We start from the raw sequence: 21,826 nt of genomic DNA on the forward strand, positions 1-21,826 counted from the left end.
CTGCCAATATATTAAAAATGCCTAAGACAATTTATTATGTCTCAGGCCTATTCTTTAATTTAATTATCCTAATGATACGTCTAATATCATCATTATTACAAAACCAAGCATTAAGCTTAATGTAGCTAAATCTGTATTATTACCCGATTGAGAATCAGGAATAAGCTCTTCTACAACTACAAAAATCATTGCTCCTGCTGCAAAAGCTAATGCATAAGGTAGTACTGGAGTGATAAAAATAATTGCAATGGCACCTATAGTTGCAAAAATAGGTTCTACTATTGCTGATGCTTGACCATAATTAAATGCTTTAAAACGTGTTGCACCAGCGGCTCTAATCGGCATAGACAAAGCAGCTCCTTCTGGAATATTCTGAATACCAATACCAATTGCTAAACCAAGGGCTCCAAAAAAGGTAGCTTGTCCATTTCCAGTTGCAATTCCACCAAATGCTACGCCGATTGATAAACCTTCAGGAATATTGTGTAAAGTGATAGCTAATACTAGTAAAGCATTTTTACTTAAAGAAGTTTTAACGCCTTCTCGATATTGACTTTTATCACCGATTTTTTGGTGTATATGTGGAATGACTGCATCAAGTCCTCTAATAAACACACCACCTAGAATAAAACCAATCGCAGCAGGTAACCAAGCAGGTAAATGACCATTTGTACCATAATCAATGGAAGGTTGTAATAAAGACCAAAAACTTGCAGCAATCATAATTCCAGCGGCAAAACCTTGCATAGAAGTTAGAATTTTTTTGTTTACAGTCTTAAAAATAAAGACTGATGCAGCACCTAAAGCAGTTAATAACCAAGTGATAATACCAGCAATAAGTGCTTGAAGATAAGGTGGTAAATTTTCGAAAAAGTCTATCACATCTATTTTCTCCTTATATCATTTAGCATTAAAAAGGTGTATAATATATAGAACTGAATTAAGCTTATCAGAAATATATTGAAATTTCGATATTAAAAAGGAAGTAAAAATATGGAAGCGTATAAAATAGAACAACTAAATAAATCATATGCTGATAAAGTTATTTTTGATGACTTAAATCTTTCTATTTCTGAACATGAAAAAATTGGACTTGTAGGTATAAATGGTACTGGTAAAAGTACTTTATTAAAAGTCATTGGTGGTTTAGATGAAGATTTTTCAGCCGATATAACTCATCCTAATCAGTATCGTATTCGTTATTCTTCACAGAAGCAACATTTAGATGGTGATATGACAGTGTTTCAAGCTGTTCTAAGTTCCGATACAGATACGTTACGTATTATTAAAACATATGAAGAAGCTGTGACTATATATACAGAACATCAAAACGATGCGAATTTTAAAAAAATGATGGAAGCTCAAGAACTTATGGATCAACACCATGCATGGGATTACAATGCTGAAATTAAAACTATTTTATCAAAATTAGGTATTAATCATACGACTAAAAAAGTTAAAGAATTATCAGGCGGACAACAAAAACGTGTTGTCTTAGCTAAGACGCTTATTGAACAACCTGATTTGTTATTGTTAGATGAGCCTACAAACCATTTAGACTTTGAATCAATTAATTGGTTAATTAACTATGTTAAGCAATATCCACATACAGTTTTATTTGTGACACATGATCGCTATTTTTTAAATGAGATTGCTACACGTATTGTGGAATTAGATAGAGGAAAACTTAAATCTTATCCAGGAAACTATGAAGATTACATTGCAATGAGAGCTGAAAATGAAGTGATTGAACAAAAACAACAAGAAAAGCAAAAAGCACTTTATAAACAAGAACTTGCATGGATGCGTACAGGCGCAAAAGCAAGAACGACAAAACAACAAGCTCGAATTAATCGATTTAATGATTTAGAGACAGAAGTTCAATCTCATCATCAAAAAGATAAAGGTCAACTCAATCTTGCTTATTCTAGATTAGGCAAACAAGTATTTGAGTTAGATCATTTAACGAAAAAGATTCAAAATAAAATATTATTCAAAGATGTAACAGAAATCATTCAAAGTGGTCAAAGAATTGGTATTGTTGGCCCAAATGGTGCAGGGAAGACGACAATGTTAAATATTTTAAATCAAGATGATACTGATTATTCTGGAGAATTAAAAGTTGGCCAAACTGTAAAAATAGCTTATTTTAAACAAACAGAAGAAACTTTGGATAGTGATATACGTATGATTGACTATTTGAGAGAAGAAAGTGAAGTGGCAAAAGAAAAAGATGGTACTTCAGTTTCAGTTACTCAATTGTTAGAGCGATTTCTATTTCCGAGTGCTGCTCATGGTAAAAAGATTTATAAATTATCAGGTGGAGAGCAAAAACGATTATATTTATTGAGATTGCTTGTTCATCAACCTAATGTTCTGTTACTTGATGAGCCAACCAATGATCTTGATACTGAAACATTAACAATTTTAGAAGACTACATTAGTACATTCGGAGGGTCAGTAGTTACTGTAAGTCATGATCGTTATTTTTTAAACAAAGTAGCACAAGAATATTGGTACATTCACGATGGCCAATTAGAACGTATTATTGGAACATTCGAAGATTATGAGGCCTATAAAAAAGAAAAAGATCGACAGGATACACTTGAAAAACAAGCTCAACAACCTAAAACTAAATCAAACATTCGTAAAAAGACGGGACTGTCTTATAAAGAAAAACGGGAATATGAAGCCCTAATGGAACGTATTGAAACGACAGAACATAGACTAGAGCAAATTGATGCTGAAATGGTAGAAGCGAGCGCTGATTACGCTAAAATAAAAGAATTAAATGAAGAAAAAGAACATCTAGAGCAGTCATATGATGTAGACATCACGAGATGGAGTGAATTAGAAGAAATAAAAGAGCAATAAGGGGAATGTAAGTATGGAAGCAACTTTGTCACATTATTTTGGTTATGATACGTTTAGACCAGGTCAAAAAGAGATAATTTCTAAAATATTAAATCATCATAATGTATTAGGTGTCTTGCCTACAGGTGGTGGTAAATCAATATGTTATCAAGTGCCTGGTTTAATGTTAGGTGGTACAACGATAGTAATAAGTCCATTGATTTCTTTAATGAAAGACCAAGTGGATCAGTTAAAAGCAATGGGTATCAAAGCAGCCTATCTAAATAGTAGTTTAAATAAAAAACAACAATCTGAGATTGAAAATAAGTTAATCACTGAAGGCATTCAATTTTTATATGTGGCACCTGAACGTTTTGAAAGTAACTATTTTTTAAAGTTGCTTAGTCAAATTGATATTAACTTAATTGCATTTGATGAGGCTCACTGTATTTCAAAATGGGGACATGATTTTAGACCTAGTTATCAAAGCGTCATAAACAAAGTGTTTACACTACCTCAAGATTTTACGATTGTAGCTCTTACAGCTACAGCTACGGCCGAAGTTCAACAGGATATTATGGAAAAATTAAATATCCGAAAAGAAGATGAAATTAAAACAAGTACCAAAAGACGTAATCTCATTTTTAAAGTAAATCCGACATATCAAAGACAAAACTTTGTTATTGAATATGCTAAAGCTCATAAAGATCAAGCAGGTATTATTTATTGTTCTACACGTAAACAAGTAGAAGAATTACAAGAATCTCTAGAATCTATAAATATTGCTTCTGCTATTTATCATGCAGGTTTAACAAATAAAGAAAGAGAAGAAGCTCAAAATGACTTTGTATACGATCGTATTAAAGTTGTTATCGCAACAAATGCATTTGGAATGGGTATTGATAAATCTAATGTTCGTTATGTTATTCATTACAACATGCCTGGAGATCTTGAATCATACTATCAAGAAGCGGGTCGTGCAGGACGAGATGGCTTAAAAAGTGAATGTATTTTATTATTTAGTGAAAGAGATAAAGGATTACATGAATATTTTATTACTGTTTCGCAAGCAGATGATGATTATAAAGATAAAATGGGCGAGAAACTAACTAAAATGATTCAGTATACTAAAACGAAAAAGTGCTTAGAAGCGACAATTGTACATTATTTTGAACCGAATGCGCGTCTAGAGGAATGCGGTCAATGTAGTAATTGCATTCAACAAAATAAAACTTATGACATGACCAATGAAGCAAAAATGATTATTAGTTGTATCGCACGCATGCGTCAACAAGAAAACTATCATGTTATTATTCAAGTGTTACGTGGAGAATTAAGTGATTATATTAAATACAATCATTATCATCAACTTACAACACATGGATTGATGAAAGACTATACTACTTCAGAGTTAAGTCATTTAATTGATGAGTTACGGTTTAAAGGCTTTTTAAATGAATATAATGAAATTCTAACGTGTGATGAAAGTGTGAAAGAATTATTGAATAATGACGTCACAGTGTATACGACGCCATTTAAACATAAAAGTAAGGAAAAAGTTTTCATTAATACAATAGAAGGCGTTGATCGTGCTTTATATAGTGAATTAGTAGAAGTTCGCCGTCAATTAAGTGAAAAGTTGAATATTGCGCCTGTGAGTATTTTTTCTGACTATACATTGGAAGAGTTTGCTAAACGTAAACCAGAATCTAAACAAGAAATGATTGCGATAGATGGTGTAGGAAGCTATAAGTTAAAACATTATTGTCCTAAATTTCTTGAAACAATCCAATCATATAAAACGAATATCTAACAAAAAATTAAATATGACTTAATAAAACAACTTAGAAGCTAGAAAAATGTTTTAAGTTGTTTTATTTTTTATTGTTAAAAAATAATTAGTATTTAAATCTATTAAGTATGAATTTATCAATAAACATGATTTAATAGAAAATAAGCAATATAAATTTTATAGTGATGTGAAGGAAATGAAGGTGACAAGATGATAGAGTTTAAAAATGTAACAAAACGTTATGGAACGAATGTTGCAGTTGATGATGTGAGTTTTAAGATTAATGAAGGAGAATTTTTTATTTTAATCGGACCTTCAGGTTGTGGAAAAACAACTACTTTAAAAATGATTAATCGATTAATATCGTTAAGTGAAGGATACATTTATTTTAAAGATAAGCCAGTGAGTGATTATCCAGTTTATGAGATGCGTTGGGATATTGGATATGTACTACAACAAATCGCATTATTTCCACATATGACGATTAAAGAAAATATCGCACAAGTTCCTCAAATGAAAAAGTGGAAAGACAAAGATATTCATCGACGTGTAGATGAATTATTAGATATGGTTAGATTAGATCCAAATACATACCGAGATCGTAAACCAGATGAATTATCGGGAGGACAACGTCAACGTGTAGGCGTGGTAAGAGCATTAGCAGCTGATCCTCCAGTAATATTAATGGACGAACCTTTTAGTGCGTTAGACCCCATTAGTAGAGAAAAATTACAAGATGATTTATTAGAATTACAAACGAAAATTAAAAAGACAATTATTTTTGTAACACACGATATACAAGAAGCAATGAAATTAGGAGATCGTATTTGTTTATTAAATGATGGTCGTGTTGAACAAATTGACACACCTGAAGGATTCCAAGAGCATCCTAAAAATCAATTTGTTCGAGAGTTTATGGGCGATCACTTGCATAAAGATATCAATAATTCAAAAATCTCCGATCTAAATCTTACAAGAACACTTACTGAATATGACGAAAAACAAGGATACCCAATTATAAAAGATAGTATGAAACTTCAAGATATTTACGAGATACTTGCTAAACATGAAGCAGTCATTGTAGAAAATAATCATGCTTTAACACAGTCATTATTAAGAAGAGAAGATGTTTTTGACTATCTATCTAAAAATGATAAGGAGGGTTAAAGCATGAACGAATTTTTAACAACGCTCAATGATCGTAGAGGAGAATTACTAAGAACAATTTTTGAGCACATACAAATTTCTTTTATTGCTTTATTTATCGCAATTTTAATTGCAGTACCACTTGGTATTGCTTTAACTAAAACAAAGCGTTTATCTGAAGTTGTAATGAATATCGCAGCGGTATTACAAACTATTCCATCCCTTGCTTTACTTGGATTAATGATTCCAATTTTTGGTATAGGAAAAGTTCCAGCAATTATTGCATTAGTAGTATATGCGCTATTACCTATTTTAAGAAATACATATACAGGTATTAAAGAAGTAGAGCCTTCTCTAACAGAAGCAGCCAAAGGTATCGGTATGAAACCAATGCGACGTTTAACTAAAGTCGAGTTACCTATTGCAATGCCAGTCATTATGGCAGGTATACGTACAGCTATGGTGCTTATTATTGGTACTGCTACATTAGCTGCATTAATTGGAGCAGGTGGATTAGGGGATTTGATCTTATTAGGCATTGATCGTAACAATACAGCACTTATATTGATTGGCGCTATTCCAGCTGCATTATTAGCTATTTTATTTGATTTTATATTGCGTTATATGGCGAAATTATCTTATAAAAAACTTCTTATTACACTAGGTATTATTCTATTAATTATCTTACTTGTTATTGTTGTTCCACTCTTTGGTAAAAAAGGTGCAACGATTACTATGGCAGGAAAATTAGGTTCTGAACCTTCAATTATTACGAATATGTATAAAATATTAATTGAAGAGGAAACACATGATACAGTTAATGTTAAAAGTGGTATGGGTAAAACCTCATTCTTATTTAATGCGTTAAAATCAGACGATATAGATGGGTACTTAGAATTTACAGGTACAGTACTAGGAGAACTTACTAAAGAGGATCTAAAATCTAAAAAAGAAGCTGATGTATATCACCAAGCTAAAGCAAGTTTAGAGAAAAAATATGATATGACGATGCTTAAACCAATGAAATATAATAATACCTATGCTTTAGCTGTTAAAAGAGATTTTGCTAAACAATATAATTTACAATCAATTGGTGATTTACGTAAAGTACAAGGTCAACTTAAACCAGGATTTACTATGGAATTTAAAGATAGAGATGATGGTTATAAAGCAGTAGCTAAAAAATATAACTTGAATCTTTCTAATATTAAACAAATGGAACCTAAACTACGTTATACGGCAGTAGAGAAAGGCGACATTAATCTTATTGATGCGTATTCTACAGATGCTGAATTAAAACAATATGATATGGTAGTACTTAAAGATGATAAACATGTTTTCCCACCTTATCAAGGTGCTCCAATGTTTAAAGAAAAGTTTCTAAAAGAACATCCGGAAATTAAAAAAGCTTTAAATCAATTATCAAATAAAATTACGGATGAACAAATGCAAGAAATGAATTATAAAGTGACAGTGAAAAATGAAGATCCATATAAAGTTGCTAAACAATATTTAGAAAAAGAAGGATTATCACATTAAATTTGTAAAAAGCTCATAGATACATTTTATCTATGAGCTTTTTAACACATAAAGTATAAATCGATAATTTATGGTACTATTTTAATTAATAAGTGAAAAAGGAAAGTAACTTAATTTATATAGGAGTGATCATAAATGAAAAAACAATTACAACAATTATCGGCATATCAACCTGGGTTATCACCGCAAGCACTTAAAGAAAAATTTGGTATAGAAGGTGAGTTATATAAACTAGCATCGAATGAAAATTTATATGGACCATCACCTCGTGTAAAAGAAGCAATTGAAGCGCACTTAGATGAGTTATTCTACTATCCGGAAACAGGCTCTCCATCATTACGAAAAGCAATTAGTAAGCATTTAAATGTTGATGAATCTCGAATTTTATTTGGTGCAGGTTTAGATGAAGTAATACTTATGATTTCTAGAGCAGTTTTAACACCAGGAGATAAAATTGTGACAAGTGAAGCTACTTTTGGACAATATTATCATAATGCGATTGTTGAATCAGCTGAAGTTGTAAAAGTACCGTTAAAAAATGGCGGATTTGATTTGGAAGGCATTTTAAAAGAGGTTAATTCTGATACCTCATTAGTATGGTTATGTAATCCTAATAATCCTACAGGTACATATTTTAGTCATGATGAATTAGAGTCATTTTTGGAACGTGTTCCAAGTCATGTGCCAGTCTTAATTGATGAAGCGTATTTCGAATTCGTCACTGCTGAAGATTATCCTGATACATTAAAACTACAAGAACGCTTTGATAATGCATTTTTATTAAGAACATTTTCTAAAGCATATGGATTAGCAGGTTTACGTGTAGGATATGTTGTGGCAACAAATGAAGCCATTGAAAAATGGAATATCATTCGTCCACCATTTAATGTGACACGAATTTCAGAATATGCAGCGATTGCAGCATTAGAAGATCAAGATTATTTAAAAGAGATTACTAGAAAAAATGCAAAAGAACGTGAAAAGTTCTATAACATTGAACAAAGTAAACACTTTTTACCTAGTCAAACGAACTTTGTATTTGTAGTAACAGATAAGCCACAAGCATTGTATAATGAATTATTAAACGTTGGCTGTATCACTAGACCTTTTCCTAATGGAGTACGTATTACAATTGGATTTGAAGAACAAAATAATAAAATGATTGAAGTATTAAAACAATTTAATTATTAAACTAAGGAAAAACCTTTAATTGCGATTCATGACGAATTAAAGGTTTTTTGCTATACTTTGAAAATGTGCAAAAGATAACTAAGGAAGTGATAGCATGGCACGTAAATCTATAGCAATAGATATGGATGAAGTATTAGCAGATACTTTAGGTGCAATTATTGAAGCAGTTAATATTGAAACTAAATTAGGAATTACAATGGAATCGTTACATGGTCAGAAATTAAACCATGTGATTCCTGAACATGATGGGTTAGTAAGAGATATTTTAAGAGCGCCAGAGTTTTTTAGACATCTTAAAGTGATACCACATGCTCAAGAGGTGGTAGAAAAACTTAATGAGCATTATGATGTATATATTGCTACAGCAGCAATGGATGTACCCACCTCATTTCATGATAAATATGAATGGTTACTAGAATATTTTCCATTTTTAGATCCACAGCATTTTATTTTTTGTGGAAGAAAAAATATTGTTAAAACAGATTATTTAATAGATGATAATCCTCGTCAGCTTCAAATTTTTGAAGGAGAACCTATTATCTTTACGGCTGCACATAATATAAATGAAACACGTTTTAAACGAGTGAATGGCTGGAAAGATGTAGAAGCAATGTTTTTAAATAATAATTAAAGTAAAAAGGTATGTATGAAGCTTGAAGCATTCATACATACCTTTTGATTATTATATAGTTGTTATTTCTCATCATTCGAAAAAGTAAGGATATTGATTGCTTTAGGTAACACATCAATGGTGATAGGTGTTTCTAAATTAATTTCTCCATCAATATCTACTTTCATATTTGGTTCAGTGCGTAATGTTATGTGAGAACCTGGAATATGATTAATTCCTTCGGTAATTTCATTCCAATTCATGCTATCTCTTTTTTTGAAAATATCGTTTAAAATACTAAAACTTTGTTGTTCAAATATAAAACTATTTAACTTTCCATCTTGTGGAGAAAGATCTGTAAGTGGAATGCGACTGCCACCAATATTAGGTCCATTTGCTATCACTAGCATAGACGTATTTCCTTTATATTCTTTGTCGTCTACTGTCAATGTATAGTCAAAATGTTCGGGATTCATGAGTGTTTTTACAGTAGAACCAACATAACTTAATTTTCCAAAGATATCTTTACGTCCTTCTTGAACATTTTCAGCATTTTGCACAATAAGTCCTAGTCCGACAAAGTTAAGTACATAATTATCATTTACTTTCATAACATCATATGACTCAATATGTGAAGACAACAATTGCTCACTAGCTTTTTTGAAGTCAGGATTTAAGTTTAATGTTTTAGTAAAATCATTAAATGTTCCTCCTGGAATAATACCTATAGGAAGATCTAGATCATATTTCATCACACCATTAATCAATTCGTTAACTGTACCGTCTCCTCCCAATATAAAAACGATATCAATATCATTACTATAAGTATGATCTTTTATTTCTTTACAATATCTTTCAATGTCACCCTCATTTTCACTTAATTGTATTGAAAGATGCTTACATAACTGAGTTAGTGATTTAGCGACTTCTCCCAATCCATCATATATATCTTTAAGCCCGCTATGTTCATGGTAAAATAATACCCCATGATTATACTGTTGCTCCATAGTTAAACCTACTTTCATTTAAAATGATATTATAAATATTTACCCTGAATTTTATAATTTTAAATATATAAGTAAAAAAATACTTCTAGATGTCATAACTAGAAGTACTTTTTACTATTTTGTATTTAATTAGTGAATACCCTTCATAGCTTTTGTAATCTTAGGTGAGAAAACTAAAATGATAAGAGTAATAACAATAGCAACTGTTCCTAAGAAAATAAAATAATTCGTTTGACCAAGTGGTTTAATTAATTTTACTAATGTACCATTAATCGCTTGTGCTGAAGCATTTGTTAATAGCCATACACTCATCATTTGAGCATTAAATGCTTTAGGTGCAAGTTTAACAGCAGCACTATTACCTGTAGGTGATAAACAAAGTTCCCCAATAACACAGATTACATATGATAAAATAACCCAGTTAACTGAGAATTGTGTATGTCCATAACCTAAACCAACTAATCCAATTAGAATGTATGATAAACCTGCTAGTAATGTACCAATACCAAATTTAATAGCTAAAGAAGGTTGCTTTTTACCCATTTTTAACCAAATCATAGAAATAACGGGTGCAAATAATAAAATAAATAATGGATTGATAGATTGGAACAAAGCTTCCCCAAATCGAGTTGTCCAACCAAATAAGTTGAGTTGCATGTCAGAACGTTCTAAACCATAAATATTTAAAACGTTAGAACCTTGTTCTTGAATTGACCAGAATAACATACCTAAAATAAATAAAGGTATAAATGCTTTAACTCGAGAACGTTCTACATCGGTAACGTCTTTACTACGAAGCATAGTTGTAAAGTAAATGATTGGTAAAGCTACTCCAAGAACTAATACAGTATTACTAATTAAATCGAATGAAAGGGTATGGGTATAATATGTAACTAATAATACGATAATCACAATTGCTACTATGATACCGATAATCATTCCATATTTACGCTTTTCTTCTTTAGATAGTGGGTTAGTAGGTTTCATTCCAACACTACCTAAATTCTTTCTATTAAATAACAAATACCAAACAAGACCTAATGCCATACCAATAGCTGCTAGAAGGAAGCCACCATGGAAATTACGTATATCTACAAAATGTTGCAGTATAATAGGTGAAATTAATGCACCTAAGTTAACAGACATATAGAAAATAACGAAACCTGCATCAATACGTGTATCATTTTCAGGATATAAACGACCTACAATATTTGAAATATTAGGTTTCATTAAACCTGATCCGATAATAATAAAGAACATTGATGAGAATAAACCAAATAAAGCAAATGGTAAACTTAAACAGATATGTCCAATAATAATAAGTACAGCACCTAATAAAGTAGCACCACGTGTGCCTGTAATTCTATCAGCAATCCATGCGCCAGGAATAGAAGACATGTAAATAAGTGCTCCATATACTGACATAATCGACATTGCTGTAGTTTGATCAATACCTAATCCATTTTGGTGTATTGCGAAATACATATAAAATATGAGCATCGCACGCATACCGTAGTAACTGAATCTTTCCCAAAACTCTACGAAAAAGAGCACACCTAGTCCTCTAGGATGACCGAAAAATCCTTTCTGTGGTATTGATTGAATTGTTTGTTCATGGGAGTTATTTGTTGCCATTAACATCCCACTCCTTTCTTTCCTAATATGACTGATTACTATGTAAATAAGATTGTACAATTACATCTCACAAGAATTTCTTAAAAATATAAATTTTTAGAATTTTCAGTCAAATAAAATATAATAACTTATAAAAATAAAAGTTTTTATTGCTCATGAACTTATATCTTTATAAATTTTAGCGATAATATTAAAATACGCTTTAATTTAATAAATCGCAATAGTTTATTAAAAAAATCTAGAATAAAAATGACTCCTTTTATATTACATTAGTAAAAATAAAAGGAGTTAAAAAACATGTTATCGATTGTCTATTTTTTCAGGATACATATCGTGATTCATTAAACGATGTTCGGCCATCTTTTCATATTTAGAGTTTGGACGACCATAATTTGTATATGGATCTATTGAAATGCCTCCACGTGGCGTGAACTTACCCCATACTTCTATATAATGAGGATCCATTAAGTCAATTAAGTCATTCATGATAATATTCATACAATCTTCGTGAAAATCACCATGATTTCTAAAACTAAATAAATATAATTTTAGTGATTTTGATTCTACCATTTTTATATTTGGTATATATGAAATATAAATTGTAGCAAAATCGGGTTGTCCAGTGATAGGGCAAAGAGAAGTGAATTCTGGACAATTAAACTTTACAAAATAATCTCTTCCTTGATGTTTATTATCAAAAGTTTCGAGTACTTGAGGTGTATAGTCAAATTCATATTTATTATTTTGATTGCCTAATAATGTAATATCTTGTAATTCTTCTTTATTGCGACCTTGTGTCATAATTTTCCTCCTAATTGTTAGATGTATTAGATTGTCTACGTGCTTTTTCAAACATAAAGTAACTAGCGCCAATAATGATGATATAACCTATAAATGCATAGAAATCTGGTGTTTCTCCGAATAATATAAAGCCAAATAATGCAGTAAATAATATAGAAGCATACGTAAAAATAGAAATGTCTTTTGCTGGAGCAAAACTATATGCTAATGTAATACCAATTTGTCCTACTGCCGCTGATAATCCAGCTCCTAATAAATATATAATTTGTAACTTTGTCATCGGTTCATATGTTGCAATAGAGAATGGAATAAGAACGATGACTGAAAATAATGAAAAATAAAATACAATAGTATAAGGTGCTTCACGTTTACTTAATGCTCGTACACAAGTATATGCAGATGCAGCGAAGATACCTGAGAATAAACCGGCTAAAGAAGAGAACATAGTTGAAGAAAATTCTGGTTTAACAATGAATAACATACCAAAAATAGCAATTAACATAGCTATAATTTGATACCTTTTAATATTCTCTTTTAAAAATATTAAACTTAATAAAATAGTCCAAAAAGGGTTAAGCTTCATTAAAGTATCAGCATCACTTAACACCATGTGATCAATAGCGTAAATATTTAGTAATACCCCTATAAGACCTAACGTCGATCTAGTCATTAAAAGGGGTTGACTACTCATTTTACCCAATATAGGTTGCCTATATTTTATTATGAAAAATAATGGAATAAACATGGCTACCAAATTTCTTGCTAAAGATTTTTGAAATACAGGTAAGTCTCCGGCTAGTCTAAAAAAAACAGACATAAAGCTAAAACCAATAGCAGAAATTAAAATAGCAATAATACCTTTTACCTTAGGATTCAAAGCATATCTCCTCATTTATAAAAATTTAACGTCTATATATTAGCATAATTTATTTGTGGATGCATAAGTACTTGCAAAGATAAAAAAGAAAAACTATAATGATAACGAACATATGTTCTTAATGCGATTAAATATACTCTAAATTTTTAATTCGTAAAATAGAAATTCATTCGGCTTTTAATATAAAAAATGAGTTATTTTTTTAATAAATGGTTAGCAATATATTATGATTTACATTCTTATGTACTAGAAATCCCGAATGAATAAGGTTTAGTAATGGTAGGCAAAAAATCAAGTGAAATACCTTAAAAAAACTAAAATAAAATTTTCTTAGTTTTTAATATAGCTATGATGCACCTTTAACCGATTTCACGAACATTTGACATCAAATATTAACTTTTAATTAGGGTATCATTTATGTATAATGAAACACAGAATATAGTGTTGGGTTTTGAATTGAGACACAATATGTTGTGTTTGAGGAAAATAGAAAGATTGTATGAATAATTCATTTTAGTAGCAATTTCACACTTATTTGGATTAGTTTTTTCGGAATCTACACTATTTACATGAACGATTTATAAATAATGATTTTTAAAGATTAATAATTAGAAACACAATATGTAGTATTAACTTGATTAAGTTAACGAAATGATATTCGTTCTAAAAGTAAGTTTTCTTATAAGACTAAGAGAACTTCTTTTTAATTAATAAGATTGTCGAAAGAGGGCGTTCCTATGAAAGTAGTTTATTTCTCTTTTTCAGGAAATGTACGAAGATTTATAAAACGTAGTGAAATTAAAAATGTATTAGAAATCAATAAAGACAATTGTAAGGATAGAATAGAAGAACCTTATATTTTAGTTACAGGTACAATTGGTTTTGGTGAAGTTCCTAAGGAAGTACAGTCTTTTCTAGAAGTTAATCATGCCCATATACGTGCTGTTGCTGCTAGTGGTAATCGTAACTGGGGACAAAACTTTGCGAAAGCAGGTCGAACAATTTCTGAAACATACCATGTGCCTTTATTAATGAAATTTGAGGTTCAAGGTACAAATAAAGATGTTATCGAATTTAGAGATAAGGTGGGGCATTTCAATGAAGATTATGGACGAGAAAAAGTACAATCATATTGAACTAAACAATGAAGTAACTAAACGTAAAGACAATGGCTTTTTTAATCTTGAGAAAGATCAAGAAGCTTTAAACGTTTACTTAGAAGAAATTAGCGATAAAACAATTTACTTTGATAGTGAAATTGAACGTTTACATTACTTAGTAGATAATCATTTTTACTTTAATGTATTTAAGAAGTATAGCGAAGAAGATTTAATAGAAATTATCGAATTCGCAAAATCTATTAATTTTGAATTTGCTAGTTATATGTCTGCAAGCAAATTTTATAAAGATTATGCTTTAAAAACAAATGATAAATCTAAGTACTTAGAAGACTATAATCAACATGTTGCCATAGTTGCTCTATATTTAGCAGATGGTAATAAAGAACAAGCTAAACAATTTATTTTAGCGATGATTGAACAACGTTATCAACCTGCTACACCTACATTTTTAAATGCAGGACGCGCACGTCGTGGAGAGCTTGTTTCATGTTTTTTACTAGAAGTTGATGATAGTCTAAACTCAATTAATTTCATAGATTCTACTGCTAAACAATTAAGTAAAATTGGTGGTGGCGTGGCTATCAATTTATCTAAATTACGTGCACGTGGTGAAGCAATTAAAGGTATTAAAGGCGTAGCTAAAGGTGTATTACCTGTAGCAAAAGCATTAGAGGGTGGATTTAGTTATGCTGATCAATTAGGTCAACGTCCTGGAGCTGGAGCAGTATATTTAAACATTTTCCATTATGATGTTGAAGAATTCTTAGATACTAAAAAAGTAAATGCCGATGAAGACTTACGTCTATCAACAATTTCCACTGGTCTTATTGTTCCATCTAAATTCTTTGATTTAGCTAAAGAAGGTAAAGACTTTTATATGTTTGCACCTCATACTGTAAAACAAGAATATGGAGTGACATTAGACGATATTGATATTGAAAAATATTATGATGAACTTGTAGCTAATCCTAATGTTCTTAAAAAGAAAAAAGATGCACGAGAAATGTTGAATATGATTGCTCAAACACAACTGCAATCAGGCTATCCATATTTAATGTTTAAAGATAATGCGAATAAAGTACATGCGAATTCAAATATTGGTCAAATTAAAATGAGTAATTTATGTACTGAAATTTTCCAATTACAGGAAACGTCAATTATTAATGACTATGGAATTGAAGATGAAATTAAACGTGATATTTCATGTAATTTAGGTTCATTGAACATAGTGAATGTAATGGAAACGGGTAAATTCAGAGATTCAGTACATACTGGAATGGATGCATTAACAGTAGTAAGTGACGAAGCAAATATTCAAAATGCACCAGGTGTGAAAAAAGCAAATAATGAGTTACATTCTGTAGGTTTAGGTGTAATGAACTTACATGGCTATTTAGCGAAAAATAAAATTGGCTATGAATCTGAAGAAGCCAAAGATTTTGCTAATATTTTCTTTATGATGATGAACTATTATTCAATTGAACGTTCTATGGAAATTGCTAAAGAACGTGGAGAAGCATATCAAGATTTTGATAAATCAGATTATGCAAGTGGCAAATATTTTGATTTTTATACATCACAAGAGTTCGTGCCACAATTTGAAAAAGTAAAAGAATTATTTGCTAATATGCACATTCCTACATCAGAAGACTGGAAATCATTACAACAACAAGTACAAGAATATGGTTTATATCATGCTTATCGATTAGCTATTGCACCAACTCAAAGTATTTCATATGTTCAGAATGCAACTAGTTCGGTCATGCCAATCGTAGATCAAATTGAACGACGTACGTATGGAAATGCTGAAACATTTTATCCAATGCCTTTCTTATCACCTGAAACAATGTGGTACTATAAATCAGCATTTAATACTGATCAAATGAAACTTATAGATTTAATTTCAACAATTCAAACACATGTGGACCAAGGGATTTCAACAATTTTATATGTTAATTCTGAAATTTCAACACGTGAATTGTCACGATTATACGTATACGCACATCACAAAGGATTGAAATCTTTATACTATACACGTAATAAATTATTAAGTGTTGAAGAATGTACAAGTTGTGCAATTTAATTAATAGTGAAATAAATATTTAGAGGAAAGATTAAATTATTCTCATAGAGAAGCATTTTAATCTTATCCTCTTAAATAATGTAATGGTTAATAAATAGAGGAGGATTTTATTAATGAAGGCCGTCAATTGGAATACTCAAGAAGATATGACAAATATGTTTTGGCGTCAAAACATTTCACAAATGTGGGTAGAAACAGAATTTAAAGTTTCAAAGGATATAGCAAGTTGGAAGACACTAACAGAGGATGAAAAAAATACGTTTAAACGTGCTTTAGCAGGTTTAACTGGATTAGATACACATCAAGCGGATGATGGTATGCCATTAATTATGCTACATACAACGGATTTACGTAAAAAAGCAGTTTATTCATTTATGCAAATGATGGAACAAATTCATGCTAAAAGTTATTCACATATTTTTACAACGTTACTTCCATCTAGTGAAACAAATTATCTATTAGATACTTGGGTAATTGAAGAGCCTCATTTAAAATATAAATCTGATAAAATTATCTCTAATTATCATAAACTTTGGGGAAAAGAAGCCTCTATTTTTGATCAATATATGGCAAGAGTTTCAAGTGTTTTCTTAGAAACGTTCTTGTTCTATTCTGGTTTCTATTATCCACTTTATCTTGCGGGTCAAGGAAAAATGACAACTTCTGGTGAAATTATTAGAAAAATTTTACTTGATGAATCAATTCATGGAGTTTTTACCGGTTTAGATGCTCAAAGTTTACGTAATGAGCTATCAGAAAATGAAAAGCAAAAAGCTGATAAAGAAATGTATAAATTGTTAGAAGAACTATATAAAAATGAGGTCTCATATACACATATGCTATATGATGATATCGGTTTAACTGAAGATGTATTAAATTATGTACAATATAATGGGAATAAAGCTTTATCAAACTTAGGATTTGAACCTTATTTTGAAGAAAAAGAGTTTAATCCTATTATTGAAAATGCATTAGATACATCAACAAAAAATCATGACTTTTTCTCAGTAAAAGGAGACGGCTATACATTAGCACTTAACGTGGAAGCTTTACAAGACGAAGATTTTATTTTTGAAGATTAGAATAATAACTAATTTTAGAAAAACTAATTGTAGAATCATCACTGCAATTAGTTTTTTTAATTTCTCTATAAAAAATAAAAGAATATTAGTATTACTATTGAAAAATTTATTATGACAATTTAATATATAGTTAAATGATAATCATTTTCAATGGAAATGGTATATATACTAAGGAGCATTACGAATGAGGTTTCTATTCAAAGGTTATACATTATTAATCATTTTAGTGATATTAAGTATACTTTCTTTATTTATTGGCGTAAGTCAATTATCAATAACTGATCTTTTTCATTTGTCAGATAATCAGAAAAATATTTTATTTTCTAGTCGTATTCCTAGAACTATAAGTATTCTTTTATCTGGAAGTTCTCTTGCTTTAGCAGGACTAGTTATGCAACAGATGATGCAAAATAAATTTGTAAGTCCTACTACAGCTGGAACAATGGAATGGGCAAAATTAGGAATATTACTTTCACTCATATTTTTCCCAAAAGGTCATATATTGATCAAATTGACTTTTGCAGTTGCATTAAGCCTAGGAGGAACATTTTTATTCGTTAAACTAATCAATTTTATAAAAGTGAAAGAAGTTATTTTTGTCCCGCTCTTAGGTATTATGATTGGTGGCATTGTTTCAAGTTTTACCACTTTTATAGCATTAAGAACGAATGCACTACAAAGTATTAATAATTGGTTGAATGGGAATTTTGCTGTTATTACAAGCGGCCGTTATGAAATTTTATATTTAGCTATTCCTTTATTAATTATCGCTTATATATTTGCCAATCACTTTACGATTGCTGGAATGGGCAAAGATTTTAGTCATAATTTAGGTGTTAAATATGAACAAATTATAAATATTGCGCTTTTAATCACTGCAACATTGACAGCATTAGTTGTCGTGACAGTTGGAACATTACCATTTTTAGGTTTAATTGTTCCTAATATTATTTCAATGTATAGAGGCGACCACTTGAAAAATGCATTACCTCATACATTAATGCTAGGTTCTATATTTGTATTGTTTTCCGATATTATTGGTAGATTAATTGTTTACCCTTATGAAATAAATATTGGTTTAACAATAGGAGTATTTGGAACGATTATTTTCTTAGTTTTATTGATGAAAGGTAGAAATAATTATGCAAATTAGTGCTAATAAAAAAATATTAATTCTTTTTCTTTTTACGATTTGCATGGCTGCTTTCTACTTACTAGTAGGTTTGGATTTTGAAATTTTTCAATATCAGTTTGAAAGTCGAATAAGAAAATTAGTTTTAATTTTACTTGTTGGTGGATCTATTAGTACGGCAGTTGTTATTTTCCAATCTATCACTGCGAATAGATTACTTACTCCTTCAATTATGGGATTAGACTCAGTTTATTTATTTATTAAAGTCTTGCCTGTGTTCTTATTAGGTACACAAGCCAGTGTAGTGACAAATACTTATTTGAATTTTCTTCTAACTCTCATAGTGATGGTTCTGTTTTCTTTAGTATTATTTCAAGGCATGTTTAAATTAGGACATTTTTCGGTTTATTTTATTTTACTTGTTGGGGTAGTATTAGGAACATTTTTCCGTAGTATCACTGGATTTATTCAACTTATTATGAATCCAGATGACTTTTTAACCGTTCAAAGTGCGATGTTTGCAAGTTTTGACGCTTCTAATTCTAAACTTGTTCTTATTTCAAGTATACTTTTAATTATTTTAATTGTAATTGCTTTTATATTAAGACCTTATTTAGATGTGTTATTACTAGGGAAAGATCAGTCTATTAACTTAGGTGTATCATATGAAAAAATGACAAAACTTTTATTAATTTTAGTGGCTTTATTAGTATCAATATCTACTGCTTTAGTAGGTCCTGTTACATTTTTAGGATTATTAACAGTCAATTTAGCGCATGAATTCATGAAAACATATGAACATAAATATATTTTACCCGCAACGATTCTTATAAGTTGGATTAGTTTATTTATAGCTCAGTGGATTATAGAAAATATGTTTAAAGCTACCACTGAATTTAGTCTTATTATAGATTTAGTTGGAGGTATTTACTTCATATACTTACTTATTAAAAGGAGGAATGAAGATTGATTCAGATTAGAAATTTAGATAAAAAAATTCAGAGTAAATCTATTTTGAAAGATATAAATGTTGATATACAAAAGGGTAAGTTAACCTCTTTGATAGGTCCAAATGGAGCAGGAAAAAGTACACTTCTATCAGCAGTAAGTCGATTATTTGAATATCAGAACGGTACAATTAATATTGAAAATAAATTAATTGATGATTATAAAAGTGATGAATTAGCAAAAAAGTTAAGTATTTTAAAACAAACAAATCATACTGATATGAATATCACTGTAGAACAGCTTGTAAATTTTGGGCGTTTTCCTTATTCAAAAGGTCGAATGAAAAAAGAAGATCATGAGAAAGTTGCATATGCCATTGATTTACTACATCTAAGGGAAATCAAAGATAGAAATATAAAAACACTATCTGGAGGACAAAGACAACGTGCGTATATTGCTATGACAATTGCTCAAGATACAGAATACATTTTGTTAGATGAACCGTTAAATAATTTAGATATGAAACATTCAGTTCAAATTATGCAGATACTTCGAACATTGTGTCGCGATTTAAATAAAACGATTGTTATTGTACTCCACGATATTAATTTTGCATCTTGTTATTCAGATTACATTGTTGCACTAAAGAAAGGTGAAATTGTTAAATCTGGCCCAAAAGATAGTATAATTGAAACAAATGTGTTAAGAGATTTGTATGAAATGGATGTTCATGTAGAAGAAATTAGAGGCCAACGTATTTGTTTATACTATGATGAGGTTATCTTTTAAAATGAGATAAATATTTTTATATTTAAAGGGGTGATGCTTAGAAAATATAAAAGAAAATAGTTGAAAAATTGAGTGCCAAATTTAACTTATAAAAGGAGAAATACATATGAAGAAAACAGTCTTATTTTTAGTCTTAACTTTAGCTTTAGTATTATCAGCGTGTAGTAATAATTCTGGTAATAAATCAAATAATGAAAATGATTCAAAAGATACAGTTTCAATTAAAAATAGCTTTTCAGCAAGTGGAAATGACGAAAGTAGTAATGAGGATAAAAAAATTAGTAACACTGTGAAAGTGCCTAAAAATCCTAAGAACGCGGTTGTTCTAGATTATGGAGCATTAGATGTTTTGAAAGATATGGGTGTAGCTGATAAAGTGAAAGGCTTACCAAAAGGCGAAAATAATGAATCTTTACCAAGTTTTCTAAGTGAATTTAAAAAGGATAAATATATTAATACTGGTAATTTAAAAGAAATAAATTTCGATAAAATAGCTGAAGCTAAACCGGATGTTATTTATATTTCAAGTAGAGCAGCCACTCAGAAAAATCTAGATGAGTTTAAAAAAGCAGCGCCTAAAGCTAAAGTTGTCTATGTAGGCGCAAGTGAAGATCATTATATTAAAGATATGAAAAAGAACACAGAAAATCTAGGTAAAATTTATAACAAAGAAGATAAAGCAAAAGATATGAATACAAAATTAGATCAAAAAATTTCAGATATGAAAAAACAAACTAAGAATTTCGATAAATCTGTAATGTATCTTTTAGTTAATGAAGGAGAACTTTCTACATTCGGACCAGGCGGAAGATTTGGTGATTTGGTATTTAATACACTAGGCTTTAAACCAGCAGATAAACACGTTAAAATAAGTCCACATGGTCAAAACATTAATAATGAATATATCAGTAATCATGATCCAGATATCATTTTAGCAATGGATCGCGGGTCAGTTGTGGGTGGAAAATCGACAGCTAAACAAGTATTAAAAAATGATGTTATTAAAGATGTAACAGCAGTTAAAAATAACAATGTTTATGAATTAGATCCTAAATTATGGTATTTTGCTTCAGGCTCAACAACAACAACAGTAAAACAGATTGATGAATTAGAAAAAGTAATTGATAAAACTAAAAAATAAATCTAGGATATTAAGTTTAGAATAAATAAAAGAGTGGGACATACATCCTAGAAAAATAGCCAGTAAATGAGTTTATTAT

At 29.9% G+C, this 21,826-nt stretch carries 18 protein-coding genes; 13 read left to right on the plus strand and 5 right to left on the minus strand.

The features are described from left to right. Window positions 1-63: 63 nt before the first annotated feature. Window positions 64-882, minus strand: coding sequence for a ZIP family metal transporter (locus tag HMPREF2930_RS04970; protein WP_002455634.1), 819 nt, complete (start codon window positions 880-882; stop codon window positions 64-66). A 111-nt stretch (window positions 883-993) separates the two neighbouring features. On the opposite strand from HMPREF2930_RS04970, the gene HMPREF2930_RS04975 reads away from it, so the two are divergent. The 6 genes from HMPREF2930_RS04975 (at window position 994) to HMPREF2930_RS05000 (ending at window position 9,152) form a co-directional block, all read left to right on the plus strand. Beyond that, window positions 994-2,874 carry an ABC-F family ATP-binding cassette domain-containing protein gene (locus HMPREF2930_RS04975; protein ID WP_017175954.1) on the plus strand — a complete coding sequence of 627 codons (1,881 nt, stop codon included), beginning with the start codon at window positions 994-996 and terminating at the stop codon, window positions 2,872-2,874. A gap of 13 nt (window positions 2,875-2,887) precedes the next feature. Next, on the plus strand, window positions 2,888-4,666 hold the full coding sequence (gene recQ, locus HMPREF2930_RS04980) for a DNA helicase RecQ (protein ID WP_017175953.1): 1,779 nt from the start codon (window positions 2,888-2,890) through the stop codon (window positions 4,664-4,666). Window positions 4,667-4,855: 189 nt separating this feature from the next. Continuing rightward, window positions 4,856-5,812 (plus strand): ABC transporter ATP-binding protein, encoded by a 957-nt coding sequence (locus HMPREF2930_RS04985; RefSeq protein WP_017175952.1) that lies wholly within the window; start codon window positions 4,856-4,858, stop codon window positions 5,810-5,812. Between the two features lie 3 nt (window positions 5,813-5,815). Then, complete coding sequence (locus HMPREF2930_RS04990; RefSeq protein WP_017175951.1) at window positions 5,816-7,330, plus strand: ABC transporter permease/substrate-binding protein; 1,515 nt, start codon at window positions 5,816-5,818, stop codon at window positions 7,328-7,330. A 135-nt stretch (window positions 7,331-7,465) separates the two neighbouring features. Continuing rightward, entirely contained in the window at window positions 7,466-8,521 is a 1,056-nt protein-coding gene (hisC, locus tag HMPREF2930_RS04995; RefSeq protein WP_017175950.1) for a histidinol-phosphate transaminase, read from the plus strand. Window positions 8,522-8,615: 94 nt separating this feature from the next. Beyond that, window positions 8,616-9,152 carry a 5' nucleotidase, NT5C type gene (locus HMPREF2930_RS05000; RefSeq protein WP_017175949.1) on the plus strand — a complete coding sequence of 179 codons (537 nt, stop codon included), beginning with the start codon at window positions 8,616-8,618 and terminating at the stop codon, window positions 9,150-9,152. Window positions 9,153-9,214: 62 nt separating this feature from the next. On the opposite strand, the gene HMPREF2930_RS05005 is transcribed toward HMPREF2930_RS05000, so the two are convergent. The 4 genes from HMPREF2930_RS05005 to HMPREF2930_RS05020 form a co-directional block, all read right to left on the minus strand. Beyond that, window positions 9,215-10,138, minus strand: coding sequence for a diacylglycerol/lipid kinase family protein (locus tag HMPREF2930_RS05005; protein ID WP_017175948.1), 924 nt, complete (start codon window positions 10,136-10,138; stop codon window positions 9,215-9,217). A gap of 129 nt (window positions 10,139-10,267) precedes the next feature. Next, complete coding sequence (locus tag HMPREF2930_RS05010) at window positions 10,268-11,773, minus strand: S-Cys-Gly-3M3SH uptake peptide MFS transporter (protein ID WP_017175947.1); 1,506 nt, start codon at window positions 11,771-11,773, stop codon at window positions 10,268-10,270. A 300-nt stretch (window positions 11,774-12,073) separates the two neighbouring features. Continuing rightward, window positions 12,074-12,574 carry a preQ(1) synthase gene (gene queF / locus HMPREF2930_RS05015; protein WP_002449091.1) on the minus strand — a complete coding sequence of 167 codons (501 nt, stop codon included), beginning with the start codon at window positions 12,572-12,574 and terminating at the stop codon, window positions 12,074-12,076. Between the two features lie 10 nt (window positions 12,575-12,584). Next, the gene (locus HMPREF2930_RS05020) at window positions 12,585-13,451 is read right to left on the minus strand and encodes a DMT family transporter (RefSeq protein WP_002449096.1); all 867 of its coding nucleotides are present in this window, start codon (window positions 13,449-13,451) and stop codon (window positions 12,585-12,587) included. Between the two features lie 737 nt (window positions 13,452-14,188). Between HMPREF2930_RS05020 and nrdI the strand changes: the two genes are divergently transcribed. From nrdI to HMPREF2930_RS05055, 7 genes are all read left to right on the plus strand, one after another. Continuing rightward, window positions 14,189-14,587 carry a class Ib ribonucleoside-diphosphate reductase assembly flavoprotein NrdI gene (gene nrdI / locus HMPREF2930_RS05025; RefSeq protein WP_017175945.1) on the plus strand — a complete coding sequence of 133 codons (399 nt, stop codon included), beginning with the start codon at window positions 14,189-14,191 and terminating at the stop codon, window positions 14,585-14,587. After that, window positions 14,550-16,655, plus strand: a complete 2,106-nt coding sequence (gene nrdE, locus HMPREF2930_RS05030; protein WP_017175944.1) for a class 1b ribonucleoside-diphosphate reductase subunit alpha — start codon at window positions 14,550-14,552, stop codon at window positions 16,653-16,655. Before nrdI ends, nrdE begins: the two co-directional genes overlap by 38 nt. Before the next feature lie 113 nt (window positions 16,656-16,768). Continuing rightward, the gene (nrdF, locus tag HMPREF2930_RS05035) at window positions 16,769-17,737 is read left to right on the plus strand and encodes a class 1b ribonucleoside-diphosphate reductase subunit beta (RefSeq protein ID WP_002455627.1); all 969 of its coding nucleotides are present in this window, start codon (window positions 16,769-16,771) and stop codon (window positions 17,735-17,737) included. Window positions 17,738-17,921: 184 nt separating this feature from the next. After that, window positions 17,922-18,890 carry an ABC transporter permease gene (locus HMPREF2930_RS05040; protein ID WP_017175943.1) on the plus strand — a complete coding sequence of 323 codons (969 nt, stop codon included), beginning with the start codon at window positions 17,922-17,924 and terminating at the stop codon, window positions 18,888-18,890. Further along, a complete protein-coding gene (locus HMPREF2930_RS05045) occupies window positions 18,880-19,839 on the plus strand; it encodes an iron chelate uptake ABC transporter family permease subunit (RefSeq protein ID WP_017175942.1) in 960 nt (319 codons plus the stop codon). The genes HMPREF2930_RS05040 and HMPREF2930_RS05045 overlap by 11 nt, the downstream gene beginning before the upstream one ends. Then, window positions 19,836-20,606: an iron ABC transporter ATP-binding protein gene (locus HMPREF2930_RS05050; protein ID WP_017175941.1), complete on the plus strand. Its 771-nt coding sequence runs from the start codon at window positions 19,836-19,838 to the stop codon at window positions 20,604-20,606. Before HMPREF2930_RS05045 ends, HMPREF2930_RS05050 begins: the two co-directional genes overlap by 4 nt. Window positions 20,607-20,712: 106 nt before the next feature. Beyond that, window positions 20,713-21,747 (plus strand): ferrated catecholamine ABC transporter substrate-binding lipoprotein SstD, encoded by a 1,035-nt coding sequence (locus tag HMPREF2930_RS05055; protein ID WP_017175940.1) that lies wholly within the window; start codon window positions 20,713-20,715, stop codon window positions 21,745-21,747. Window positions 21,748-21,826: the final 79 nt, after the last annotated feature.

It is taken from the genome of Staphylococcus sp. HMSC068C09 (genome assembly GCF_001813735.1).
Classification (GTDB): Bacteria; Bacillota; Bacilli; order Staphylococcales; family Staphylococcaceae; genus Staphylococcus; species Staphylococcus hominis.